General features: G+C 58.1%; 19 protein-coding genes. 9 read left to right on the forward strand and 10 right to left on the reverse strand.

The window, feature by feature from the left end:
- Positions 1 to 26 precede the first annotated feature (26 nt).
- The 3 genes from kbl to NWP14_RS16205 all read left to right on the forward strand — a co-directional run bounded on the left by kbl (position 27) and on the right by NWP14_RS16205 (position 3,247).
- Positions 27 to 1,220 (forward strand): glycine C-acetyltransferase, encoded by a 1,194-nt coding sequence (kbl, locus tag NWP14_RS16195; protein WP_375215659.1) that lies wholly within the window; start codon positions 27 to 29, stop codon positions 1,218 to 1,220.
- A gap of 9 nt (positions 1,221 to 1,229) precedes the next feature.
- Positions 1,230 to 2,255 (forward strand): L-threonine 3-dehydrogenase, encoded by a 1,026-nt coding sequence (tdh, locus tag NWP14_RS16200; RefSeq protein WP_041143208.1) that lies wholly within the window; start codon positions 1,230 to 1,232, stop codon positions 2,253 to 2,255.
- A gap of 194 nt (positions 2,256 to 2,449) precedes the next feature.
- On the forward strand, positions 2,450 to 3,247 hold the full coding sequence (locus NWP14_RS16205; protein ID WP_375215660.1) for a glycosyltransferase family 2 protein: 798 nt from the start codon (positions 2,450 to 2,452) through the stop codon (positions 3,245 to 3,247).
- On the opposite strand, the gene NWP14_RS16210 is transcribed toward NWP14_RS16205, so the two are convergent.
- Genes NWP14_RS16210 through gpmM form a run of 3 tightly spaced genes read right to left on the reverse strand, consistent with a single transcriptional unit; the run spans position 3,244 to position 7,020 of the window.
- A complete protein-coding gene (locus NWP14_RS16210; RefSeq protein ID WP_095102671.1) occupies positions 3,244 to 4,191 on the reverse strand; it encodes a divergent polysaccharide deacetylase family protein in 948 nt (315 codons plus the stop codon). The two genes, NWP14_RS16205 and NWP14_RS16210, sit on opposite strands and share 4 nt — an antisense overlap.
- A 3-nt stretch (positions 4,192 to 4,194) precedes the next feature.
- Positions 4,195 to 5,466 carry a murein hydrolase activator EnvC gene (envC, locus tag NWP14_RS16215; RefSeq protein ID WP_375215661.1) on the reverse strand — a complete coding sequence of 424 codons (1,272 nt, stop codon included), beginning with the start codon at positions 5,464 to 5,466 and terminating at the stop codon, positions 4,195 to 4,197.
- Between the two features lie 9 nt (positions 5,467 to 5,475).
- Positions 5,476 to 7,020, reverse strand: coding sequence for a 2,3-bisphosphoglycerate-independent phosphoglycerate mutase (gpmM, locus tag NWP14_RS16220; protein WP_375215662.1), 1,545 nt, complete (start codon positions 7,018 to 7,020; stop codon positions 5,476 to 5,478).
- Positions 7,021 to 7,265: 245 nt separating this feature from the next.
- On the opposite strand from gpmM, the gene NWP14_RS16225 reads away from it, so the two are divergent.
- From NWP14_RS16225 to cysE, 5 genes are all read left to right on the forward strand, one after another.
- Entirely contained in the window at positions 7,266 to 7,697 is a 432-nt protein-coding gene (locus NWP14_RS16225) for a rhodanese-like domain-containing protein (RefSeq protein WP_095102677.1), read from the forward strand.
- Between the two features lie 109 nt (positions 7,698 to 7,806).
- Positions 7,807 to 8,058 carry a glutaredoxin 3 gene (gene grxC / locus NWP14_RS16230; RefSeq protein WP_041143202.1) on the forward strand — a complete coding sequence of 84 codons (252 nt, stop codon included), beginning with the start codon at positions 7,807 to 7,809 and terminating at the stop codon, positions 8,056 to 8,058.
- Between the two features lie 58 nt (positions 8,059 to 8,116).
- Positions 8,117 to 8,584, forward strand: coding sequence for a protein-export chaperone SecB (secB, locus tag NWP14_RS16235; protein WP_041143201.1), 468 nt, complete (start codon positions 8,117 to 8,119; stop codon positions 8,582 to 8,584).
- Entirely contained in the window at positions 8,584 to 9,600 is a 1,017-nt protein-coding gene (gene gpsA / locus NWP14_RS16240; RefSeq protein WP_095102680.1) for an NAD(P)H-dependent glycerol-3-phosphate dehydrogenase, read from the forward strand. Before secB ends, gpsA begins: the two co-directional genes overlap by 1 nt.
- 80 nt (positions 9,601 to 9,680) lie before the next feature.
- Complete coding sequence (gene cysE / locus NWP14_RS16245; RefSeq protein WP_041143199.1) at positions 9,681 to 10,502, forward strand: serine O-acetyltransferase; 822 nt, start codon at positions 9,681 to 9,683, stop codon at positions 10,500 to 10,502.
- A gap of 112 nt (positions 10,503 to 10,614) precedes the next feature.
- On the opposite strand, the gene trmL is transcribed toward cysE, so the two are convergent.
- The 5 genes from trmL to NWP14_RS16270 form a co-directional block, all read right to left on the reverse strand.
- Positions 10,615 to 11,088 carry a tRNA (uridine(34)/cytosine(34)/5-carboxymethylaminomethyluridine(34)-2'-O)-methyltransferase TrmL gene (trmL, locus tag NWP14_RS16250; protein ID WP_095102683.1) on the reverse strand — a complete coding sequence of 158 codons (474 nt, stop codon included), beginning with the start codon at positions 11,086 to 11,088 and terminating at the stop codon, positions 10,615 to 10,617.
- 94 nt (positions 11,089 to 11,182) lie between these two features.
- On the reverse strand, positions 11,183 to 12,367 hold the full coding sequence (gene lldD / locus NWP14_RS16255) for an FMN-dependent L-lactate dehydrogenase LldD (protein ID WP_095102686.1): 1,185 nt from the start codon (positions 12,365 to 12,367) through the stop codon (positions 11,183 to 11,185).
- A complete protein-coding gene (gene lldR, locus NWP14_RS16260) occupies positions 12,367 to 13,140 on the reverse strand; it encodes a transcriptional regulator LldR (protein WP_095102688.1) in 774 nt (257 codons plus the stop codon). The genes lldD and lldR overlap by 1 nt, the downstream gene beginning before the upstream one ends.
- On the reverse strand, positions 13,137 to 14,792 hold the full coding sequence (gene lldP / locus NWP14_RS16265; RefSeq protein WP_095102690.1) for an L-lactate permease: 1,656 nt from the start codon (positions 14,790 to 14,792) through the stop codon (positions 13,137 to 13,139). Before lldP ends, lldR begins: the two co-directional genes overlap by 4 nt.
- A 281-nt stretch (positions 14,793 to 15,073) precedes the next feature.
- Positions 15,074 to 15,436 carry a YibL family ribosome-associated protein gene (locus tag NWP14_RS16270; RefSeq protein ID WP_095102693.1) on the reverse strand — a complete coding sequence of 121 codons (363 nt, stop codon included), beginning with the start codon at positions 15,434 to 15,436 and terminating at the stop codon, positions 15,074 to 15,076.
- A gap of 275 nt (positions 15,437 to 15,711) precedes the next feature.
- Here NWP14_RS16270 and NWP14_RS16275 point away from each other — a divergent pair, with 275 nt between their 5' ends.
- Positions 15,712 to 15,936, forward strand: a complete 225-nt coding sequence (locus tag NWP14_RS16275) for a hypothetical protein (RefSeq protein WP_331835067.1) — start codon at positions 15,712 to 15,714, stop codon at positions 15,934 to 15,936.
- On the opposite strand, the gene mtlR is transcribed toward NWP14_RS16275, so the two are convergent.
- Positions 15,925 to 16,524, reverse strand: coding sequence for a mannitol operon repressor MtlR (gene mtlR / locus NWP14_RS16280; RefSeq protein WP_095102697.1), 600 nt, complete (start codon positions 16,522 to 16,524; stop codon positions 15,925 to 15,927). The two genes, NWP14_RS16275 and mtlR, sit on opposite strands and share 12 nt — an antisense overlap.
- On the reverse strand, positions 16,521 to 17,669 hold the full coding sequence (mtlD, locus tag NWP14_RS16285; protein ID WP_375215663.1) for a mannitol-1-phosphate 5-dehydrogenase: 1,149 nt from the start codon (positions 17,667 to 17,669) through the stop codon (positions 16,521 to 16,523). The genes mtlR and mtlD overlap by 4 nt, the downstream gene beginning before the upstream one ends.
- Between the last annotated feature and the right edge of the window lie 124 nt (positions 17,670 to 17,793).

The raw sequence follows: 17,793 nt of genomic DNA on the forward strand, positions 1-17,793 counted from the left end.
AATTTTGCCGAATCTGGAGAGTTGCAATGCGTGGTGATTTTTATCAACAGTTAACCAATAGCCTGGATACCGCTCGCGCGGAGGGGTTGTTTAAAGAAGAACGCATTATCACATCGGCGCAGCAGGCGGATATTACCGTCGGCGGCAATAGCGTGATTAACTTCTGCGCCAATAACTATCTCGGCCTCGCCAACCACCCGGAGCTGATTGCCGCGGCGAAAGCCGGCATGGACAGTCACGGCTTCGGTATGGCCTCTGTGCGTTTTATTTGCGGGACCCAGGACAGCCACAAAGCGCTTGAGAAGAAGCTGGCCGAGTTCCTCGGCATGGAAGATGCGATTCTCTACTCCTCCTGCTTTGACGCCAACGGCGGCCTGTTCGAAACCCTGCTGGGCGCGGAAGACGCCATTATCTCCGACGCCCTGAACCACGCGTCGATCATCGACGGCGTGCGCCTGTGTAAAGCGCAGCGTTTCCGCTACGCCAACAACGACATGCAGGAGCTGGAAGCGCGGCTGAAAGAGGCGCGTGAGGCCGGTGCGCGGCACGTGCTGATCGCCACCGACGGCGTGTTCTCCATGGACGGCGTGATTGCCAACCTGCGAGGCGTCTGCGACCTCGCGGATAAATACGACGCGCTGGTCATGGTCGACGACTCTCACGCCGTCGGCTTTGTCGGCGAAAACGGCCGCGGCTCCCACGAGTACTGCGAGGTGATGGGGCGGGTGGATATCATCACCGGCACCCTCGGTAAAGCGCTGGGCGGCGCCTCCGGCGGCTATACCGCGGCGCGCAAAGAGGTGGTTGAGTGGCTGCGCCAGCGCTCGCGTCCGTATCTGTTCTCCAACTCGCTGGCTCCGGCAATCGTCGCCGCCTCCATCAAAGTGCTGGAGATGGTGGAATCCGGCGCCGAGCTGCGCGACCGTCTGTGGTCCAACGCGCGCCTGTTCCGCGAAAAAATGACCGCTGCGGGCTTTACCCTGGCGGGCACCGATCACGCCATTATCCCGGTGATGCTCGGCGAAGCGACCGTGGCGCAGAATTTTGCGCGCGAGCTGCAAAAAGAAGGTATTTACGTCACCGGTTTCTTCTATCCGGTGGTACCAAAAGGCCAGGCGCGTATTCGCACCCAGATGTCTGCGGCGCATACCCCTGAACAAATTGAACGTGCGGTGGAAGCCTTTACCCGCATCGGTAAACAACTGGGCGTCATTGCCTGAGGGTGTGAGATGAAAGCGTTATCCAAACTGAAAGCGGAAGAAGGCATCTGGATGACCGACGTACCGGAACCGGAAGTCGGCCACAACGATCTGCTGATTAAAATCCGTAAGACCGCAATTTGCGGTACCGACGTACACATCTATAACTGGGACGAATGGTCGCAGAAGACCATCCCGGTGCCGATGGTGGTAGGGCACGAATACGTGGGTGAAGTGGTGGGTATCGGTCAGGAAGTTCGCGGCTTTAAGCTGGGCGATCGCGTTTCTGGCGAAGGTCATATTACCTGCGGCCACTGTCGTAACTGCCGCGCCGGGCGCACGCATCTGTGCCGCAACACCATTGGGGTTGGCGTTAACCGCCCCGGCTGTTTTGCCGAATATCTGGTGATCCCGGCCTTCAATGCCTTCAAAATTCCGGACAACATTTCTGACGATCTGGCGTCGATTTTTGACCCCTTTGGCAACGCCGTACACACCGCGCTCTCCTTCGACCTCGTCGGCGAAGATGTGCTGGTTTCCGGCGCCGGTCCGATTGGCATCATGGCGGCGGCGGTCGCTAAGCACGTCGGCGCGCGCAACGTGGTGATCACCGACGTGAACGAGTACCGTCTGGGCCTGGCGCGCAAGATGGGCGTGACCCGCGCGGTTAACGTTGCGCAGGAGAGCCTTGCCGACGTGATGGCCGAGCTCGGCATGACCGAAGGGTTTGATGTGGGTCTGGAGATGTCCGGCGCGCCGCCGGCGTTTCGCACCATGCTGGACACCATGAATCACGGTGGCCGTATTGCGATGCTGGGTATTCCGCCGTCCGATATGTCCATCGACTGGACCAAAGTCATCTTTAAGGGGCTGTTCATCAAAGGGATTTACGGTCGTGAAATGTTTGAGACCTGGTACAAGATGGCGGCCCTGATCCAGTCTGGTTTAGATCTGTCGCCGATTATCACCCACCGTTTCGGCATTGATGATTTCCAGCAGGGCTTTGACGCGATGCGCTCCGGCCAGTCGGGTAAAGTGATTCTGAGCTGGGATTAAACCTCCGTTATCCGCCGCGCCAGCAGATGGAAATCCGTTTGCTGGCGCATATTCTGAGCGCCTGCGGGCGCTTTTTTATTGGGATGTGGATAACATTTCAAACATACTTCATTGCAAACGCACTATTTCTAAATCGATTTTTTGCCAGGTCGTTTATACAGTTTGTTTACCCATGTTTTAACCTTATAAACGCTATGCCTAAACTCACCGTCTGCCTGCTAACCTGTGACTCCGCCCGCCTGCTGCGCGACGTTCTGCCCCCGCTTTTAAAAGTGGCGGATGAGTGTATTGTCGTTGATTCCGGGAGCACGGATGCGACGCTGGATATCTGCCAGCAGTTCGGGTTGCAGGTTCATCACCACGCCTATACCGCCCACGGAGCGCAGATGAACTACGCCACGGCGCTGGTCAGCCATGACTGGGTGCTGTGTATGGACAGTGACGAAATCCTCGATAGCGAAGTTGTCGCCGCCATTCTAAGGCTTAAAGCCGGGCCGGAGATCGATCCGACCTGCGCGTGGCGCCTGCCGCGTTACTGGTACGTGCTGGGGGAGTCCGTCAGAACCATTTATCCCGTTTCATCGCCTGATTACCCGGTTCGCTTGTTCAATCGTACCGTGGCGGCCTTTAACGACCGCCCGGTGGACGATCGCGTCGTCGGCCACAGCCGCTCAATCAAGCTGCCCGGCCGCGTACGTCACGATACCTTCTACTCGCTGCATGAAGTTTTTAATAAGCTCAATAGCTATACCACCCGGCTGGTTAAACACCAGAAGATCAGGCCGTCACTGAGCCGGGGAGCGATCGGCGCGGCTGGCGCGTTTTTTAAGTGGTATCTGTTCAGCGGGGCGTGGCGTAGCGGAAAGGTCGGGGTCGTGACCGGGCTGTACGCAACGTTGTACAGCTTCCTGAAATATTTTAAAGCCTGGTATGCCGAAGGAGATAAACGGGAACCTGCGGCCGAAAAGCGCCCGGATTCCCGCTCCCCCTAGTTTGTCGGATTATCCCAGCCCTGCCATTTCAGCTGGTAATACTGCACCAGTGCGCTCTGACTAATGCTTTCGCTCAGAATAGTAAAGAACCGGCTGGCGTTCACCGGCTCAGGCGGACGCTGCGGCTTGCAGTATTTCACGCCGCGGAACGGGTTACGCGGCTTCGTTGGCGGCACGGTCTGCGACGGCGGTGCGCTATTTGGCGTGGAGGTATCCACCTGCGGCTCGTTTAGCAGGCTGCTCGGGCGCACGAGGGTAATGTCCGACGGCAGGCTATAGACCATTTGCTGCAGCACACGCACCGTGGTGGGGTGCGGGTGGCCGATAGCAATCGCCGAACCGTTACGCCGCGCCAGGGCGATCGCCCGGTTGAACTGGGTGCGGATATCCGCTTCGTTTTGCGTATCGTCGAGGAACACCTTGCGCTTAATCACCTTCACCCCGGTGCCCTGTGCGGCTCGCATCGCCTGGGTGTTGCCAATGGTCACGCTGTCGAGGAAGTAGAGATTGTAGCGCTCCAGCGCCTGCATCACCTTCTGCATCCCGAACAGGCTGGAGGTCATCGCGCTGCCCATATGGTTGTTCAGACCCACGGCGTACGGCACTTTGCCGTAGGCTTCACGGATGATGCGCTCGATCTCGGCGCTGCTCATGTCCGGACGCAGGGTGTCTTTTTCCAGCGGTTGCTTGCTGAGCGGCGCCATCGGCAGGTGAATGAGCACCTCATGGCCGAGGCCGTGCGCTTTGGTCGCCATTTCACGGGCGTGCGGTGCATTCGGTAATACGGCGACGGAGATCGTGGCCGGCAGCGCCAGCACCTGGTTTTCCGTCTGTGGACGATAGCCAAAGTCGTCGATAACAATGGAGAGTTTGCCAGCAAAAGCCGGCGCGGCGAAAGCCAGCGTACCGGCTACCGCGAGTGCAATTCTGCGAAATTGAAGCAAAACTTATCTTCCCAACCACGGCTGTGGATTGACCGCCTGACCCTGGCGACGAATTTCGAAATAGAGCGACGGACGGCCTTGACCGCCGCTGCTGCCGACGAGGGCAATCGCCTGGCCTGCGCGGACCTGAGTCCCGACGCTGACCAGCGCGCTTTGATTATAGCCGTAGAGGCTCATATCGCCTTTACCGTGCTCCACGACCACCACCAGGCCGTAGCCCTGCAGCCAGTCGGCGAGGATCACCCGGCCATCGGCTATCGCTTTGACCTCGGTGCCTTCAGACGCGGCGATAACCATCCCCTTCCAACGTAGTTCACCTTGCAGCTGTTCGCCATAGCGGTGAAGCAGCGTGCCGCGAACCGGCCAGTAGGCCTGGCCGCGCGGCGAACCCAGTCCGCCGGTGCGGGACATCAGGGAACGTTCGCTTTCGGATGGTTTATAGGTGGTGCCTTTGCGGGATGCATCCTGCTGGCGATCGCGAACCGCCTGCGCCTCGCGGGCTTCGCGCTCCGCGCGAGCCTTAGCCGCCGCTTCTGCCTGGGCAACGCGACCGCGCAGACGCGATTCGTTGGCCCGCATTTCGCTCAGCTGCTGTTGACCCTGCTGGATAGAGGATTCGAGGCCTGAAAGCGTCTTTTTACGCTCGTTGCGCGCCTGCTCAAGCTTAGCCTGCTGCGCGCGCTGCTCGTAGACCAGCGTTTGCTGCTGGCTCTGCTTCTCTTCCAGCTCGGCCTTTTGCGCGGTGACCTCTTCACGCGTCTGCTTCAGCTGGGCGATAGTCTCCTGGCGGGCCTGGTTGAGATAACCGTAGTAGGCCTGGATACGCTGGTTGCGCTGGCCCTCTTCGCCGCTGAGGATCATCTGCATGCCGGTGTGCGGCCCCTGACGAAACGCGGCGTCCAGCTGGGCGGACAGGCTGCGCTCCTGCGAGGCGCGCTGGCGCTCCAGTTTGGCGATAGAGGCGTTCATCTCGTCAATCTGCTTGTTCAGCTGGGTCAGGGTGGCCTGGGTTTCACGCAGCTTGCGGGCGGCGGCAGAGATCGCTTCTTCCTGCGTCTTTAGCTGAGCGAGCAGGGAAGAGCGCTGCTGCTGCTGCTGCTGTATCGCACGCTGTTTAGCGGCAATATCGGCCTGAATGGATTTTAGCTGATCGCGATCGTCCGCATGGGCAGGTACGGCGCACAGCAATACGCCAGCGCTGAACGCGCTGGCGTAAAGAACGGATCGTACTGTCGTTGCGATCCATGTATTTGAATAAGTCGCCTTTCCCCTCATGGGGAAGGATTATTCCACGATGAACAGCGGCTTGCCAGTCATCTCTTGCGGGATTTCCATTCCCATCAGCGACAGCATGGTCGGAGCGATATCGGAAAGTTTGCCATCTGCGGCTGCTTTCACGGTTTTATCACCGACGTAGATCAGCGGTACCGGCAGGTTGGTGTGGGCAGTATGAGCCTGGCCGGTGGAGGGATCGCGCATCTGCTCAGCGTTGCCGTGATCGGCGGTGATCAGCAGCTGGCCGCCGACGGCTTCGACCGCGTTAACCACCTGATCGACACAGTTATCCAGCGTTTCAACGGCTTTAATCGCCGCTTCCATGACCCCGGTGTGGCCGACCATATCGCCGTTTGGATAGTTGCAGATAATGGTGTCGTACTCGCCGCCTTTGATGGCCGCAACCAGTTTTTCAGTCAGCTCGGCAGAGCTCATTTCCGGCTGCAGATCGTAGGTCGCGACTTTCGGAGAGTTGATCAAAATACGCTCTTCGCCTTTAAACGGCTCTTCGACGCCGCCGTTAAAGAAGAAGGTGACGTGCGCGTATTTTTCCGTTTCGGAGATACGCAGCTGCGTTTTATCGTTTTTCGCTATCCACTCGCCGAAGGTGTTCGCGAGCGAAGCCGGCGGGTAGGCGCAGGCGACTTTGATATCAGCGGCGTATTCGGTCAGCATGACGAAATCAAGGTTAACCGCTTTTTTACGCGCAAAGCCGTCGAAATCGGCGTTCACGAAGGCGCGGGTGATTTCACGGGCGCGGTCGGCGCGGAAGTTCATGAAAATCAGCGCGTCGCCGTCTTCCATTGCCGCATCGGCCTGGCCCGCGGCGCGAATCACGGTGGCTTTGACGAATTCGTCGTTTTCATCACGGGCGTAGGCGGCCTGCAGACCCGCAACGGCAGTATCGGCCTGGAACTCGCCCTGCGCCAGGGTCATCAGGTTATACGCCTGCTCCACGCGATCCCAGCGGTTGTCGCGATCCATGGCGTAGTAGCGACCGATAATCGAGGCCACGCGGCCTTTACCGAGGGTGGCAAATTTGTCTTCGAACTTCGCCAGCGTGCTTTCCGCACTGCGCGGCGGAGTATCGCGGCCGTCGAGGAACGCGTGCAGGTAGATTTTTTCCGCGCCGCGCTCTGCCGCCAGTTCAACCATCGCCATGATGTGGTCTTCGTGGCTGTGAACGCCGCCAGGAGACATCAGGCCCATGATGTGTACCGCTTTACCTGCGGCAACCGCTTTGTCTACCGCCGCAGTCAGTACCGGGTTAGCAAAGAACGTCCGCTCTTTGATTTCAACATCAAGACGGGTCAGGTCCTGGTAAACGATACGACCGGCGCCAAGGTTAACGTGGCCCACTTCGGAGTTGCCCATCTGGCGATCCGGCAGGCCCACTTCCAGGCCTGAAGCGTCAATCAGCAGATGGGGACGTTTCGCCCACAGCGCGTCCATGACGGGGGTTTTTGCGCTATAAATAGCGTTATCCTGCTGGTCTTCACGGTAGCCATAGCCATCCAGAATGACCAGTACCATAGGTTTTTTAGAAACCGACATTGCGACAACCTCATGCTCAAAGACAGAAAATTTGCGTAATTTTACTACAGCTGAATCGATCAAATCACCGTTAAAGATCAAAGAAAGGGAGCACCCGGGGCGAAGGGGAGCGGCAAGGGGGAGTTTTTTTCGCGGCGTGCCGCAGAAAATGCATTACATAACGCTCACTGGCTGTATTTGCCGCAATGCACAGGTATACTCCTTGCCTGGTTTTTTTATCACTTAGTCGGGAGTTGTAACCCCCCATGCAAGAAATTATGCAATTCGTCGGCCGTCATCCCGTCCTGAGCATCGCGTGGATCGCGCTGCTGGGTGCGGTGCTGTTCACCACCTTTAAAGGGCTGACGTCGAAAATTAAAGTCATTACCCGTGGTGAAGCGACGCGTCTGATTAACAAAGAAGATGCGGTGGTTGTCGACCTGCGTCAGCGTGACGATTTCCGTAAAGGCCACATTGCTGGTTCTCTCAACCTGCTGCCGAGCGATATCAAGGCAAATAACGTTGGTGAGTTGGAAAAGCACAAAGCACAACCCATTATAGTGGTAGACGGTTCCGGTATGCAGGCACAAGAGCCTGCGAGCGCGCTGAATAAAGCCGGATTCGAGAAGGTCTTTGTACTGAAAGAAGGCATTGCCGGCTGGAGTGGCGAAAACCTTCCGCTGGTACGCGGCAAATAATTTACCCCACGCCTTTATGACGTAGCAGGGTTCCCTCATTGCGGCTATCCGCTGGGGGAGCGCCTTGTTTGCGGCCTAAAATCCCCAGGGTAAAAACAGGAGTGAAGTCATGGCCAATATTGATATCTATACCAAAGCGACCTGCCCGTTCTGCGTGCGTGCTAAAGCGCTGCTGAACAGCAAAGGCGTAACGTTCAACGAACTGCCGATCGATGGCAACGCGACGAAGCGTGAAGAGATGATCCAACGCAGCGGTCGGACGACGGTTCCGCAGATTTTTATTGATGAACAGCACATTGGCGGCTGTGACGACTTGTATGCGCTTGATTCACGTGGTGGACTTGATCCCCTGCTGCGCTAATTTTGCGTCCACCCAGGCCGGGTAGGCGTATTTAAGGACAACACGAAAGGGTTTTACTATGTCAGAACAAAACAGCACCGAAATGACTTTCCAGATCCAGCGTATTTATACCAAGGATATCTCCTTCGAAGCGCCGAATGCTCCGCAAGTTTTCCAGAAAGACTGGCAGCCAGAGGTTAAACTTGATCTGGATACCGCTTCCAGCCAGCTGGCTGAAGGCGTCTATGAAGTGGTGCTGCGTGTGACCGTAACCGCCGCGCTGGGCGAAGAAACCGCATTCCTGTGCGAAGTACAGCAGGGCGGCATCTTCTCCATCGAAGGCATTGACGGCAACCAGATGGCGCATTGCCTCGGTGCATACTGCCCGAACATCCTGTTCCCGTATGCGCGTGAGTGCATCACCAGCCTGGTTTCTCGCGGTACCTTCCCGCAACTGAACCTTGCGCCAGTGAACTTCGATGCGCTGTTTATGAACTATCTGCAGCAGCAGGCTGGCGAAGGTGCCGAACAGCATCAGGATGCCTGATGAACGAACTTAATGCTGCAATGACTGTGATCGGTGCCGGCTCGTACGGCACCGCTCTTGCCATCACCCTGGCAAGAAATGGCCATCACGTTGTGCTTTGGGGCCATGACCCTAAGCACATCGCGACGCTGCAAAACGATCGCTGCAACGCCGCTTTTCTTCCCGACGTTCCCTTCCCTGACACGCTGCATCTGGAGAGCGACCTGTCGGCCGCCCTGGCCGCCAGTCGTGATATCCTGGTTGTGGTCCCGAGCCACGTCTTCGGCCAGGTTCTGCGTCAGATTAAGCCGCTAATGCGTTCCGACGCGCGCCTGGTCTGGGCCACGAAAGGCCTTGAGGCCGAAACCGGCCGCCTGCTGCAGGACGTGGCGCGGGAAGCGCTGGGGGATGATATTCCGCTGGCGGTGATCTCCGGCCCGACCTTTGCGAAAGAGCTGGCCGCAGGGCTGCCGACGGCCATCTCCCTGGCCTCGACGGACCCGCAGTTTGCGGACGATCTGCAGCACCTGCTGCACTGCGGTAAAAGCTTCCGCGTCTATATCAATCCGGACTTCATTGGCGTCCAGCTTGGCGGCGCGGTGAAAAACGTTATCGCCATTGGGGCCGGGATGTCCGACGGTATCGGCTTTGGCGCCAATGCGCGCACCGCGCTGATTACCCGTGGTCTGGTCGAGATGTCTCGCCTGGGCGCGGCGCTGGGCGCCGATCCGGAAACCTTTATGGGGATGGCGGGTCTGGGAGATTTGGTGCTGACCTGTACCGACAACCAATCGCGTAACCGCCGCTTCGGCATGATGCTCGGTGAGGGCATGGATGTGCAAAGCGCGCAGGATAAGATTGGTCAGGTGGTTGAAGGCTACCGCAATACCAAGGAAGTCCGCGTTCTGGCACAGCGTTTAGGCGTAGAAATGCCAATAACCGAGCAAATTTATCAGGTATTGTATTGCGGAAAAATTGCGCGCGAGGCAGCATTGACCTTGTTAGGTCGCGCACGCAAGGACGAGCGCAGCAATTAACCTTAAAGGAACCTTTGTCACCTCGATGACCCGGTCAGCGTAGAACTGGCCGGTCATTATGCTATCGCCTGGAGTCAGCAATGCCGTGTGAAGAACTGGATATCGTCTGGAATAATATTAAAGCCGAAGCCCGGGCTTTAGCTGACTGTGAGCCGATGCTCGCCAGTTTCTACCACGCCACGCTGCTGAAGCACGAAAACCTGGGCAGCGCGCTGAGCTATATGCTGGCTAACAAGCTGGCCTCGCCGATTATGCCCGCCATCGCGATTCGTGAAGTGGTGGAAGAGGCCTATGCCGCCGACCCGGAAATGATCGCCGCCGCCGCCTGTGATATTCAGGCCGTGCGTACCCGCGACCCGGCGGTCGATAAATACTCCACGCCGCTGCTGTACCTCAAAGGATTTCATGCGCTGCAGGCCTACCGCATCGGGCACTGGCTGTGGAATCAGGGCCGGCGCGCGCTGGCGATTTTCCTGCAAAACCAGGTTTCCGTCTCCTTCCAGGTCGATATTCACCCGGCGGCGAATATTGGCCGGGGAATAATGCTCGACCACGCGACCGGCATTGTGGTTGGCGAAACGGCGGTGATCGAGAACGATGTCTCTATTCTGCAGTCCGTCACCCTCGGCGGCACCGGTAAAACCAGCGGCGATCGCCATCCGAAAATCCGCGAAGGCGTGATGATTGGCGCCGGGGCGAAGATCCTCGGCAATATCGAAGTGGGACGCGGAGCCAAAATCGGCGCCGGCTCCGTGGTGCTGCAGCCCGTTCCGCCGCATACCACCGCCGCAGGCGTTCCGGCGCGCATCGTCGGCAAGCCGGAGAGCGATAAGCCGGCGATGGATATGGATCAGCACTTTAACGGCATCCACCATACGTTTGAGTACGGCGACGGGATCTAGAATCGGGCAATCTTAGCGGCCGGCCTGGCGTCGGGCCGCGCTGGCCGTCCTCACGCGCTGCGCGCAGTCCATTCCAGACTGCGCCGAAAATGCCCAAATCGCGGGTAGCGCCTTAACTACGCAATACCGCGCCGGGATATCCCAGCTGGCGCCAGGCCTCATACACCACCACCGACACCGCGTTTGACAGGTTCATGCTGCGGCTGTCCGGCATCATCGGAATACGGATTTTCTGCTGTGCCGGCAGCGCGTCAAGAATATCGGCAGGCAAACCGCGCGTTTCCGGGCCAAACAGCAAAAAATCACCGTCCTGATAGCTCACCGCGCTGTGGGCGGGCGTGCCTTTGGTGGTGAGCGCAAACAGGCGCTGCGGGCTGGCGCTTGCGACAAAAGCCGCATAATCGTGATGTCGCTGAACGGCGGTAAACTCGTGATAATCCAGCCCGGCCCGACGCAGGCGCTTATCGTCCCATGCGAAGCCCATCGGCTCGATGATATGCAGGCTAAAGCCGGTGTTGGCGCACAGGCGGATAATATTGCCGGTGTTCGGCGGGATCTCTGGTTCGAATAGTACAATGTTCAGCATGCTGCCCTGTCTCATTAGGCTCTTGAGTGCGGGGGGCAGAATAGCAGATATTTCCCCGGCCCTCATCCCTGCGGGAGAGAGCCGGGGGAGCGGATTACGCGGCGTTACCCTGCTTCAGCGCGCTGAAGGTCTGCAGCGCTTCGGCGTTTTGCACCAGCGAGTCGCGGCTGATTTCGCCGATGGTTTTGGTTCCGGTCAGGGTCATCGCCACCTTCATCTCTTTCTCAATCAGGTTCAGCAAATTCGCTACCCCTTGCTTACCGTGCGTCGCCAGGGCGTACAGATAGGCGCGGCCGAGCAGCACGCTGTCGGCGCCCAGCGCAATCATCCGCACCACGTCGAGGCCGTTGCGAATTCCGCTATCGGCAAGAATAGCGATATCGCCCTTCACCGCATCGGCGATAGCGGGCAGCGCGCGGGCGGAGGAGAGGACGCCGTCGAGCTGGCGGCCGCCGTGGTTGGAAACCACGATCCCGTCGGCGCCGAAGCGCACCGCATCCCGTGCATCCTGCGGATCGAGGATCCCCTTGATCACCATCGGGCCGTCCCAGAATTCGCGGATCCACTCAAGGTCTTTCCAGGAAATAGACGGATCGAAGTTATTGGCCAGCCAGCCGATATAGTCTTCAAGACCGGTTGGCTTGCCGAGATAGGCGGAAATATTGCCGAGGTCATGCGGGCGGCCGTTTAAGCCAACGTCCCATGCCCACTGCGGGTGGGTCATCGCCTGCCAGTAGCGGCGCAGCGCCGCATTCGGGCCGCTCATGCCGGAATGGGCGTCGCGATAACGGGCGCCCGGCGTCGGCATATCAACGGTAAACACCAGAGTTGAACAGCCCGCCGCCTTGGCGCGCTCCAGCGCATTGCGCATAAAGCCGCGGTCGCGCAGGACGTACAGCTGGAACCACATCGGGCGCTTGATGGTCGGGGCCACTTCTTCAATCGGGCATACGGAAACCGTGGAGAGGGTAAACGGAATGCCTTTATCATCCGCCGCTCCCGCCGCCTGCACTTCGCCGCGACGGGCATACATTCCGCACAGCCCGACCGGAGCCAGCGCCACCGGCATGGAGAGCTTTTCTTTGAACAGCGTGGTTTCCAGACTCAGGTCCGACATATTTTTCAGCACCCGCTGGCGCAGCGCCACGTCGGAGAGGTCTTCAACGTTGCGGCGCAGCGTGTGCTCGGCGTAGGCACCGCCGTCGATATAGTGGAACAGGAACGGCGGCAGGATACGCTGGGCGGCGGCGCGGTAGTCGCTGGCGGCTGAAATAATCATCACGAGTTCTCCCTGGAATTCTCATTGTGGTCACCGGGCAGGCGGGTAATGCGCGCCTGGCGGGCCTGGTCTTCATCAAAATGTTTAATCGTGGCGTGCACAAAGCCTAAATGGGCCATCATCGCCTGACGCGCGCCCTCGGCGTCAGCGGCAAAAATGGCGTCCATAACGGCCTGGTGCTGTTCGGTCAGGCGGGCGAAAACCGGCGGAACAAGGTACATCCGCTGGCGGCTCTCCTTGACCGACGATTGCAGGAGGTCGAAAAAACCGCGCATGGTTTGCAGCAGCACGACGTTGTGCGACGCTTCGGCAATCGCCAGGTGGAAGCGGACGTCGGCCTGGGAGGCCAGATCCGGATCTTCGCTCTGGGTGGCTTCAAAGCACAGGCGGATTTTCTCTTTTTCGGCATCGGTAGCCCGCATCGCGGCATGCCAGGCGGTACTGGCCTCGATGGCGTGGCGGGCTTCCAGAATATCAAAGCTGTAGTCGGGGTCGTCGGCGAGCAGCGTTTTCAGCGGCTGAACGATATTCTGTTCCGACCACGCCTCGTGCTGCCAGCGGACAAAGGTTCCGCCGCCGCGTCGGCTCAGCAGGAGACCTTCGTTCACCAGCATCGCCAGCGCCTCGCGCAGCGAGTTACGCGACACGCCAAGCAGAGCGGCCAGCTGCCGTTCGGCGGGCAGTCGCATGCCCGCCTCCAGGTTTTGTTCTTCAATCAGCTCCCGCACGCGACGGGCGACGTCGTCTGCGAGGCGCTTAGGCATAACTATCACGGGATCATCCAGGTTAAGACGTAGGCCTGCAGCGTGGTGATGACGCCGACCATACAGGTAAAGATCAGGCTATGTTTTACGGTAAAGCGGAACAGATCGGACTCCCTGCCCACCAGGCCTACCGCCGCACAGGCGATGGCGATGGACTGCGGGGAGATCATCTTCCCGGTAACTCCGCCGGTAGTGTTGGCGGCAACCAGCAGGATATCGGAAACGCCAATTTGCTGCGCCGCCGTGGCCTGTAGCGCGGCGAACAGCGCGTTCGACGAGGTATCTGAACCGGTCAGGAACACCCCCAGCCAGCCGAGGAACGGCGAGAAGAAGGTAAACGCATGGCCGGTATGCGCCAGAGCGAGAGCCAGCGTTGACGACAGTCCGGAGTAGTTCGAGATAAACGCGAACGCCAGAACCATGCCGATTGAGTAAATCGGCAGCGCCAGCTCCTTGAGCGTGCTGCCAAAGGTGATCAGCGCGTCTTTCGGCTTCATGCGCAGCCAGACCACGGAAAGTATAGCCGCGAACAGAATCGCCGTACCGGTGGCCGACAGCCAGTCGAATTTATACACCGCGGCGTAAGGCGTCGCGGCGCTGACCACCGGCGGCATGCGGGCGACCATCTTATCGAGGAACGGCACGGAGATATTAATCACGAAGTCGTACATCGCGCCGCCCGGAGCAAACAGGGCCTTAAACGGCGGGATGCTCCACAGCGTGACGGTGGCGGTCAGGAACAGGAACGGCGACCAGGCGCGAATGACCTGTCCGGCGGTGTAATGCGTGCGCGCCAGGGTTTGATCGACCTGCGCGGCGCCCATATCGCCAAAGCGGAAGATGCGCACCGGCTGCCAGCGCTTGAGGAACAGGGTCAGACAGACCAGCGACACCAGCGAGGAGATAATGTCCGGCAGCTCCGGGCCAAGGAAGTTTGAGCTGAGGTATTGTGCAATCGCAAAGGAGCCGCCGGCGACCATGACCGCAGGCCAGGTCTCTTTGACGCCGCGCCAGCCGTCCATAATCGCCATAATCCAGAACAGCACGATGATCGTCAGGAACGGCAGCTGGCGTCCGACCATCTGGCCGATGGCAAAGCTGTCGATACCGGTGACCTGGCCGGCGACCAGAATGGGGATCCCCATCGCCCCGAAGGCAACCGGCGCGGTGTTTACTATCAGGCACAGGCCCGCAGCGTACAGGGGGTTAAAGCCGAGGCCAACCAGCAGCGCGGCGGTAATCGCCACCGGAGCACCAAAGCCCGCCGCCCCTTCGAGGAAGGCGCCGAAGGAGAAGCCGACGATCAGCATCTGCAGGCGCTGGTCGGGGGTAATGGAGAGAATGGACGAGCGGATAATCTCGAACTGCCCGGTTTTCACCGAGATTTTGTAGACGAATACGGCGGCAATAATAATCCAGGCGATGGGCCACAGGCCGTAGAAGAAGCCGTAGACCACCGAAGTCAGCGCGCGATCGACCGGCATTTTATAGAACAGCAGCGCCACCGACAGCGCGATCGCGACGGTCCAGGTGGCGGCAATGTACCCCTTGAGCTTGAGCTTAATCAGGGCAAAAAAGAAAAACAGAATCGGTAGCGATGCGATAAAGCTTGAGAGCCAGATATTACCGGCCGGATCGTAATTTTGTTGCCAGAGATTCATGCAGGTCTCCATCGGGCCACCACGATGCTGTGCTGAGTCTGCGCTCTTTGCAGGTCACACCATTTGTAAAACTGGCCCAGCCAAAAGGTAGTTGTAGGGTTAACGACAACGAATGGTTAACCAAATGTTATTAGTGAGCAATATAGTTGTGACTAAAAATGATGGATATGTGAACTATTGGACGGTTTAAGAAATAATTGGTTGGGCCAATTGGGGCGGAATTAAGGGGGAAGCGTTTTGAGAATGGAGAATCCCCTCTCCGGGCGGAGAGGGAAGGGGGATCAGAATGCGATTTTAGAGAAACCGGTCATTTCTGTGAGCTTCATTTCACGCCCCAGAGCGGTCATCGGGTGAACGATAACCAGGCCACGCACGCTTTTTTTCAGCTTGCCCATATCGGCCTGCTCTTTTTTAGTGATCGCGCGGCGGTGCGGCAGGCTCATAAGCTTTTGCGCTTCTTTGCTCAGCTTCTGACCCTGAACGTCGCGCAGGCGCACGATTTCCGCTTCAATGGTCTCTTTTTCTTTTTCCAGCTCGGCGTATTTGTCCGCGGCTTCAACCAGCGACATATCGGCCTGCTGATGGCGGATGGCGTCGAGACGGTCGCTCAAGCGCTTGATTTCATTCTTTTCGACTTCTTTCATGGTGATTTAATCTATTAATAAAGGGGGTTCAACGCCATATAGTATGGGCTGTGAGTTCTGTTGTGGGTAGTTATTTATCGAAATCTCGCGGCTTTGCCCGGCGAAGCATCATTCAGTGTAAATTCTAATCAATTGAATACTAAAATTATTTTTACTAAAATAACGCTGAATTTCGATTCTGTGAAGCTTGACGAAACTTAAGCACGTTTTCCTTAACCGCGCCCCCTTTTTTAGCTAATTCTTAATAAGAGTATCCTTAAGAAGAGGAGGTCATAATGGCGAAAATTGGCGACGGCGTACCGCTTATTATCGATAAGACGGTTGATTTTATGGCTTCAAGCCAGGCTTTTATGGAGTATTTGAAGAAATCCCCGCGTTTGCAGCACGTGCCGAGCGAGATTCCGCAGAATAAAGAGGAGCTGTTTCTCAGTCGTCTGGAGTATTACAGGCAGCTGTATCGGCCAGCATGCGATGAGCATGAGCGGGAGTCAGAGCGTTAGTTTCTGAAAAGCTTTTTTTAAGCTGATTCGGGAAATCAGCTCGGTCAGAGACAGCATCATCGTTGAGCGTACAACCTGCTGGTAGCGCAGCTTCTGCATTGCCAGCAGTTCCGCATCGCTATCATCAAACAGCGGCAGAGGCGGCAGCGCGCTGACGCAGTGCAGTTCGCCAAAAGGCCCGAGGATCTCATCGTCAGTAAAGCCGTACTCGTTGCCGTCGTGGTTGAGCTCTTCGCGCAGGGCCATAAGCAGCTCGGCGTCTTCGTATTCGGCGCGACTAATCACCCCAAGGCCGTAAATCAGCTTCAGGCGTACGGAAAGGTCGCCCAGCGGCCCGTCGCCGTCCAGCAACGGTTCCACTGCGTATTTCACCGCGTAATCATCTTTGCGGAATACCTGAAGCACCAGGATATTAACCGCCTCAGTGAGTAGCTCGACGGCGGCGATCAGGAAGCTTCGTACGGTTTTGCCAGCATTCAGACGCTCAAGCACACGGTTTTCAAATGCCTGTGTTTCTTCCATTATTGCCTGCATATCTGACAGGAGTAGTAGTGGGCGCGGTTCGTGCCGCGCCTGTTCGTGCCTCATTTGATGGCGTTATAGTCGTTAACGGTCTCCAGCACCACGTCGCTTGCGGCATCCAGACCGGAAATCTGTGCCAGCGCGGCCTGCGGCCCTTTCTCAGCGATCAGCGCGGCCAGCTCCTGCGCCTGCGGGTCTTCAGCGCAGCGGAAATGCATTGCTGCGGCGATCCCTTGCACCAGGTTCTGGTGCGGCAGGGCGTATTCCAGCGTGCCGAGCAGCGGCTTAACCAGCCGATCGCCCGCGCTGAGTTTACGCAACGGCTGGCGGCCAACGCGCTCAACGTCATCTTTCAAATACGGGTTCTCGAAACGACCAAGAATCTTCTGGATATAGGCGGCGTGCTTCCGGGCATCAAAGCCGTAGCGTTTGATCAGTACCGCGCCGCTCTCTTCCATGGCCCCTTTGACTACGGCGCGAATTTTCTCATCGAGGATCGCGTCGCGAATGGTCTGGTGGCCCGCCAGTTTTCCGAGGTAGGCGGTTATAGCATGTCCGGTGTTTAAGGTGAATAGCTTACGTTCGACAAATGCCATCAGGTTGTCGGTTAATTCCATGCCTGGGATAGCGGGCAGGACGCCCTTAAACTGGGTTTTATCGACAATCCATTCGCTGAAGGTCTCCACGGTGACTTCCAGCGGGTCGTGGGTTGCGGACGCGGACGGCGGCACAATACGGTCGACGGCGGAATCGACGAAGCCGACGTGGGCTTCTACCCAGGCCTTGTCTTCTTCGGCCAGCGCGTTAAACACGTGGCCCTTCAGCTGCGTGGTTCCGCGCACCATGTTCTCGCAGGCAATGATGTTCAGCGGGGCTTCAAGCCCTTGCGCCTTACGCTTTACCAGGCCTTTGGCAATGGCCGGGGCGATGCGCTCCAGCACGACCGGGCCGACGGCGGTGGTGATGAGGTCAACGCTGGCAATCAGCTCAACGACCTCATCGCCGATGCTGCTCACGGCATTGACGCCGGATACGGTATCCACCTGCTCATTTTCGCCGACAACATGAACCTGATAGCTATGACGGGCGTTCAGGGCATCCAGAACGACCTGATTCACATCGGCAAACGTTAAGGTGATTCCCGCGTCGGCCAGCAGTTTACCGATAAAGCCACGCCCGATATTACCTGCGCCAAAATGTAATGCTTTCATAGTATTAACCTTCAATTAATGTTTTTACCTGAGAGGGCTGGGGTGAGGCTTGTCCCTTACCCTAACCCTCTCTCCAGCATGTGGAGAGAGGCTGGTGTCTTTCTCGTCGCTCCGGGGCGCGTTG

It is taken from the genome of Klebsiella sp. C349492, assembly GCF_042055345.1.
Lineage (GTDB): Bacteria > Pseudomonadota > Gammaproteobacteria > Enterobacterales > Enterobacteriaceae > Klebsiella > Klebsiella scottii.

Coding starts and splice junctions, on each gene's coding strand:
- kbl (WP_375215659.1), top strand. CDS start 27: ATGCGTGGTGATTTTTATCAACAGTTAACCAATAGCCTGGATACCGCT.
- cysE (WP_041143199.1), top strand. CDS start 9,681: ATGCCGTGTGAAGAACTGGATATCGTCTGGAATAATATTAAAGCCGAA.
- mtlD (WP_375215663.1), bottom strand. CDS start 17,669: ATGAAAGCATTACATTTTGGCGCAGGTAATATCGGGCGTGGCTTTATC.
- gpsA (WP_095102680.1), top strand. CDS start 8,584: ATGAACGAACTTAATGCTGCAATGACTGTGATCGGTGCCGGCTCGTAC.
- lldP (WP_095102690.1), bottom strand. CDS start 14,792: ATGAATCTCTGGCAACAAAATTACGATCCGGCCGGTAATATCTGGCTC.
- mtlR (WP_095102697.1), bottom strand. CDS start 16,524: ATGAGGCACGAACAGGCGCGGCACGAACCGCGCCCACTACTACTCCTG.
- tdh (WP_041143208.1), top strand. CDS start 1,230: ATGAAAGCGTTATCCAAACTGAAAGCGGAAGAAGGCATCTGGATGACC.
- secB (WP_041143201.1), top strand. CDS start 8,117: ATGTCAGAACAAAACAGCACCGAAATGACTTTCCAGATCCAGCGTATT.
- NWP14_RS16270 (WP_095102693.1), bottom strand. CDS start 15,436: ATGAAAGAAGTCGAAAAGAATGAAATCAAGCGCTTGAGCGACCGTCTC.
- grxC (WP_041143202.1), top strand. CDS start 7,807: ATGGCCAATATTGATATCTATACCAAAGCGACCTGCCCGTTCTGCGTG.
- gpmM (WP_375215662.1), bottom strand. CDS start 7,020: ATGTCGGTTTCTAAAAAACCTATGGTACTGGTCATTCTGGATGGCTAT.
- envC (WP_375215661.1), bottom strand. CDS start 5,466: ATGAGGGGAAAGGCGACTTATTCAAATACATGGATCGCAACGACAGTA.
- trmL (WP_095102683.1), bottom strand. CDS start 11,088: ATGCTGAACATTGTACTATTCGAACCAGAGATCCCGCCGAACACCGGC.
- NWP14_RS16275 (WP_331835067.1), top strand. CDS start 15,712: ATGGCGAAAATTGGCGACGGCGTACCGCTTATTATCGATAAGACGGTT.
- NWP14_RS16225 (WP_095102677.1), top strand. CDS start 7,266: ATGCAAGAAATTATGCAATTCGTCGGCCGTCATCCCGTCCTGAGCATC.
- NWP14_RS16205 (WP_375215660.1), top strand. CDS start 2,450: ATGCCTAAACTCACCGTCTGCCTGCTAACCTGTGACTCCGCCCGCCTG.
- lldD (WP_095102686.1), bottom strand. CDS start 12,367: ATGATTATTTCAGCCGCCAGCGACTACCGCGCCGCCGCCCAGCGTATC.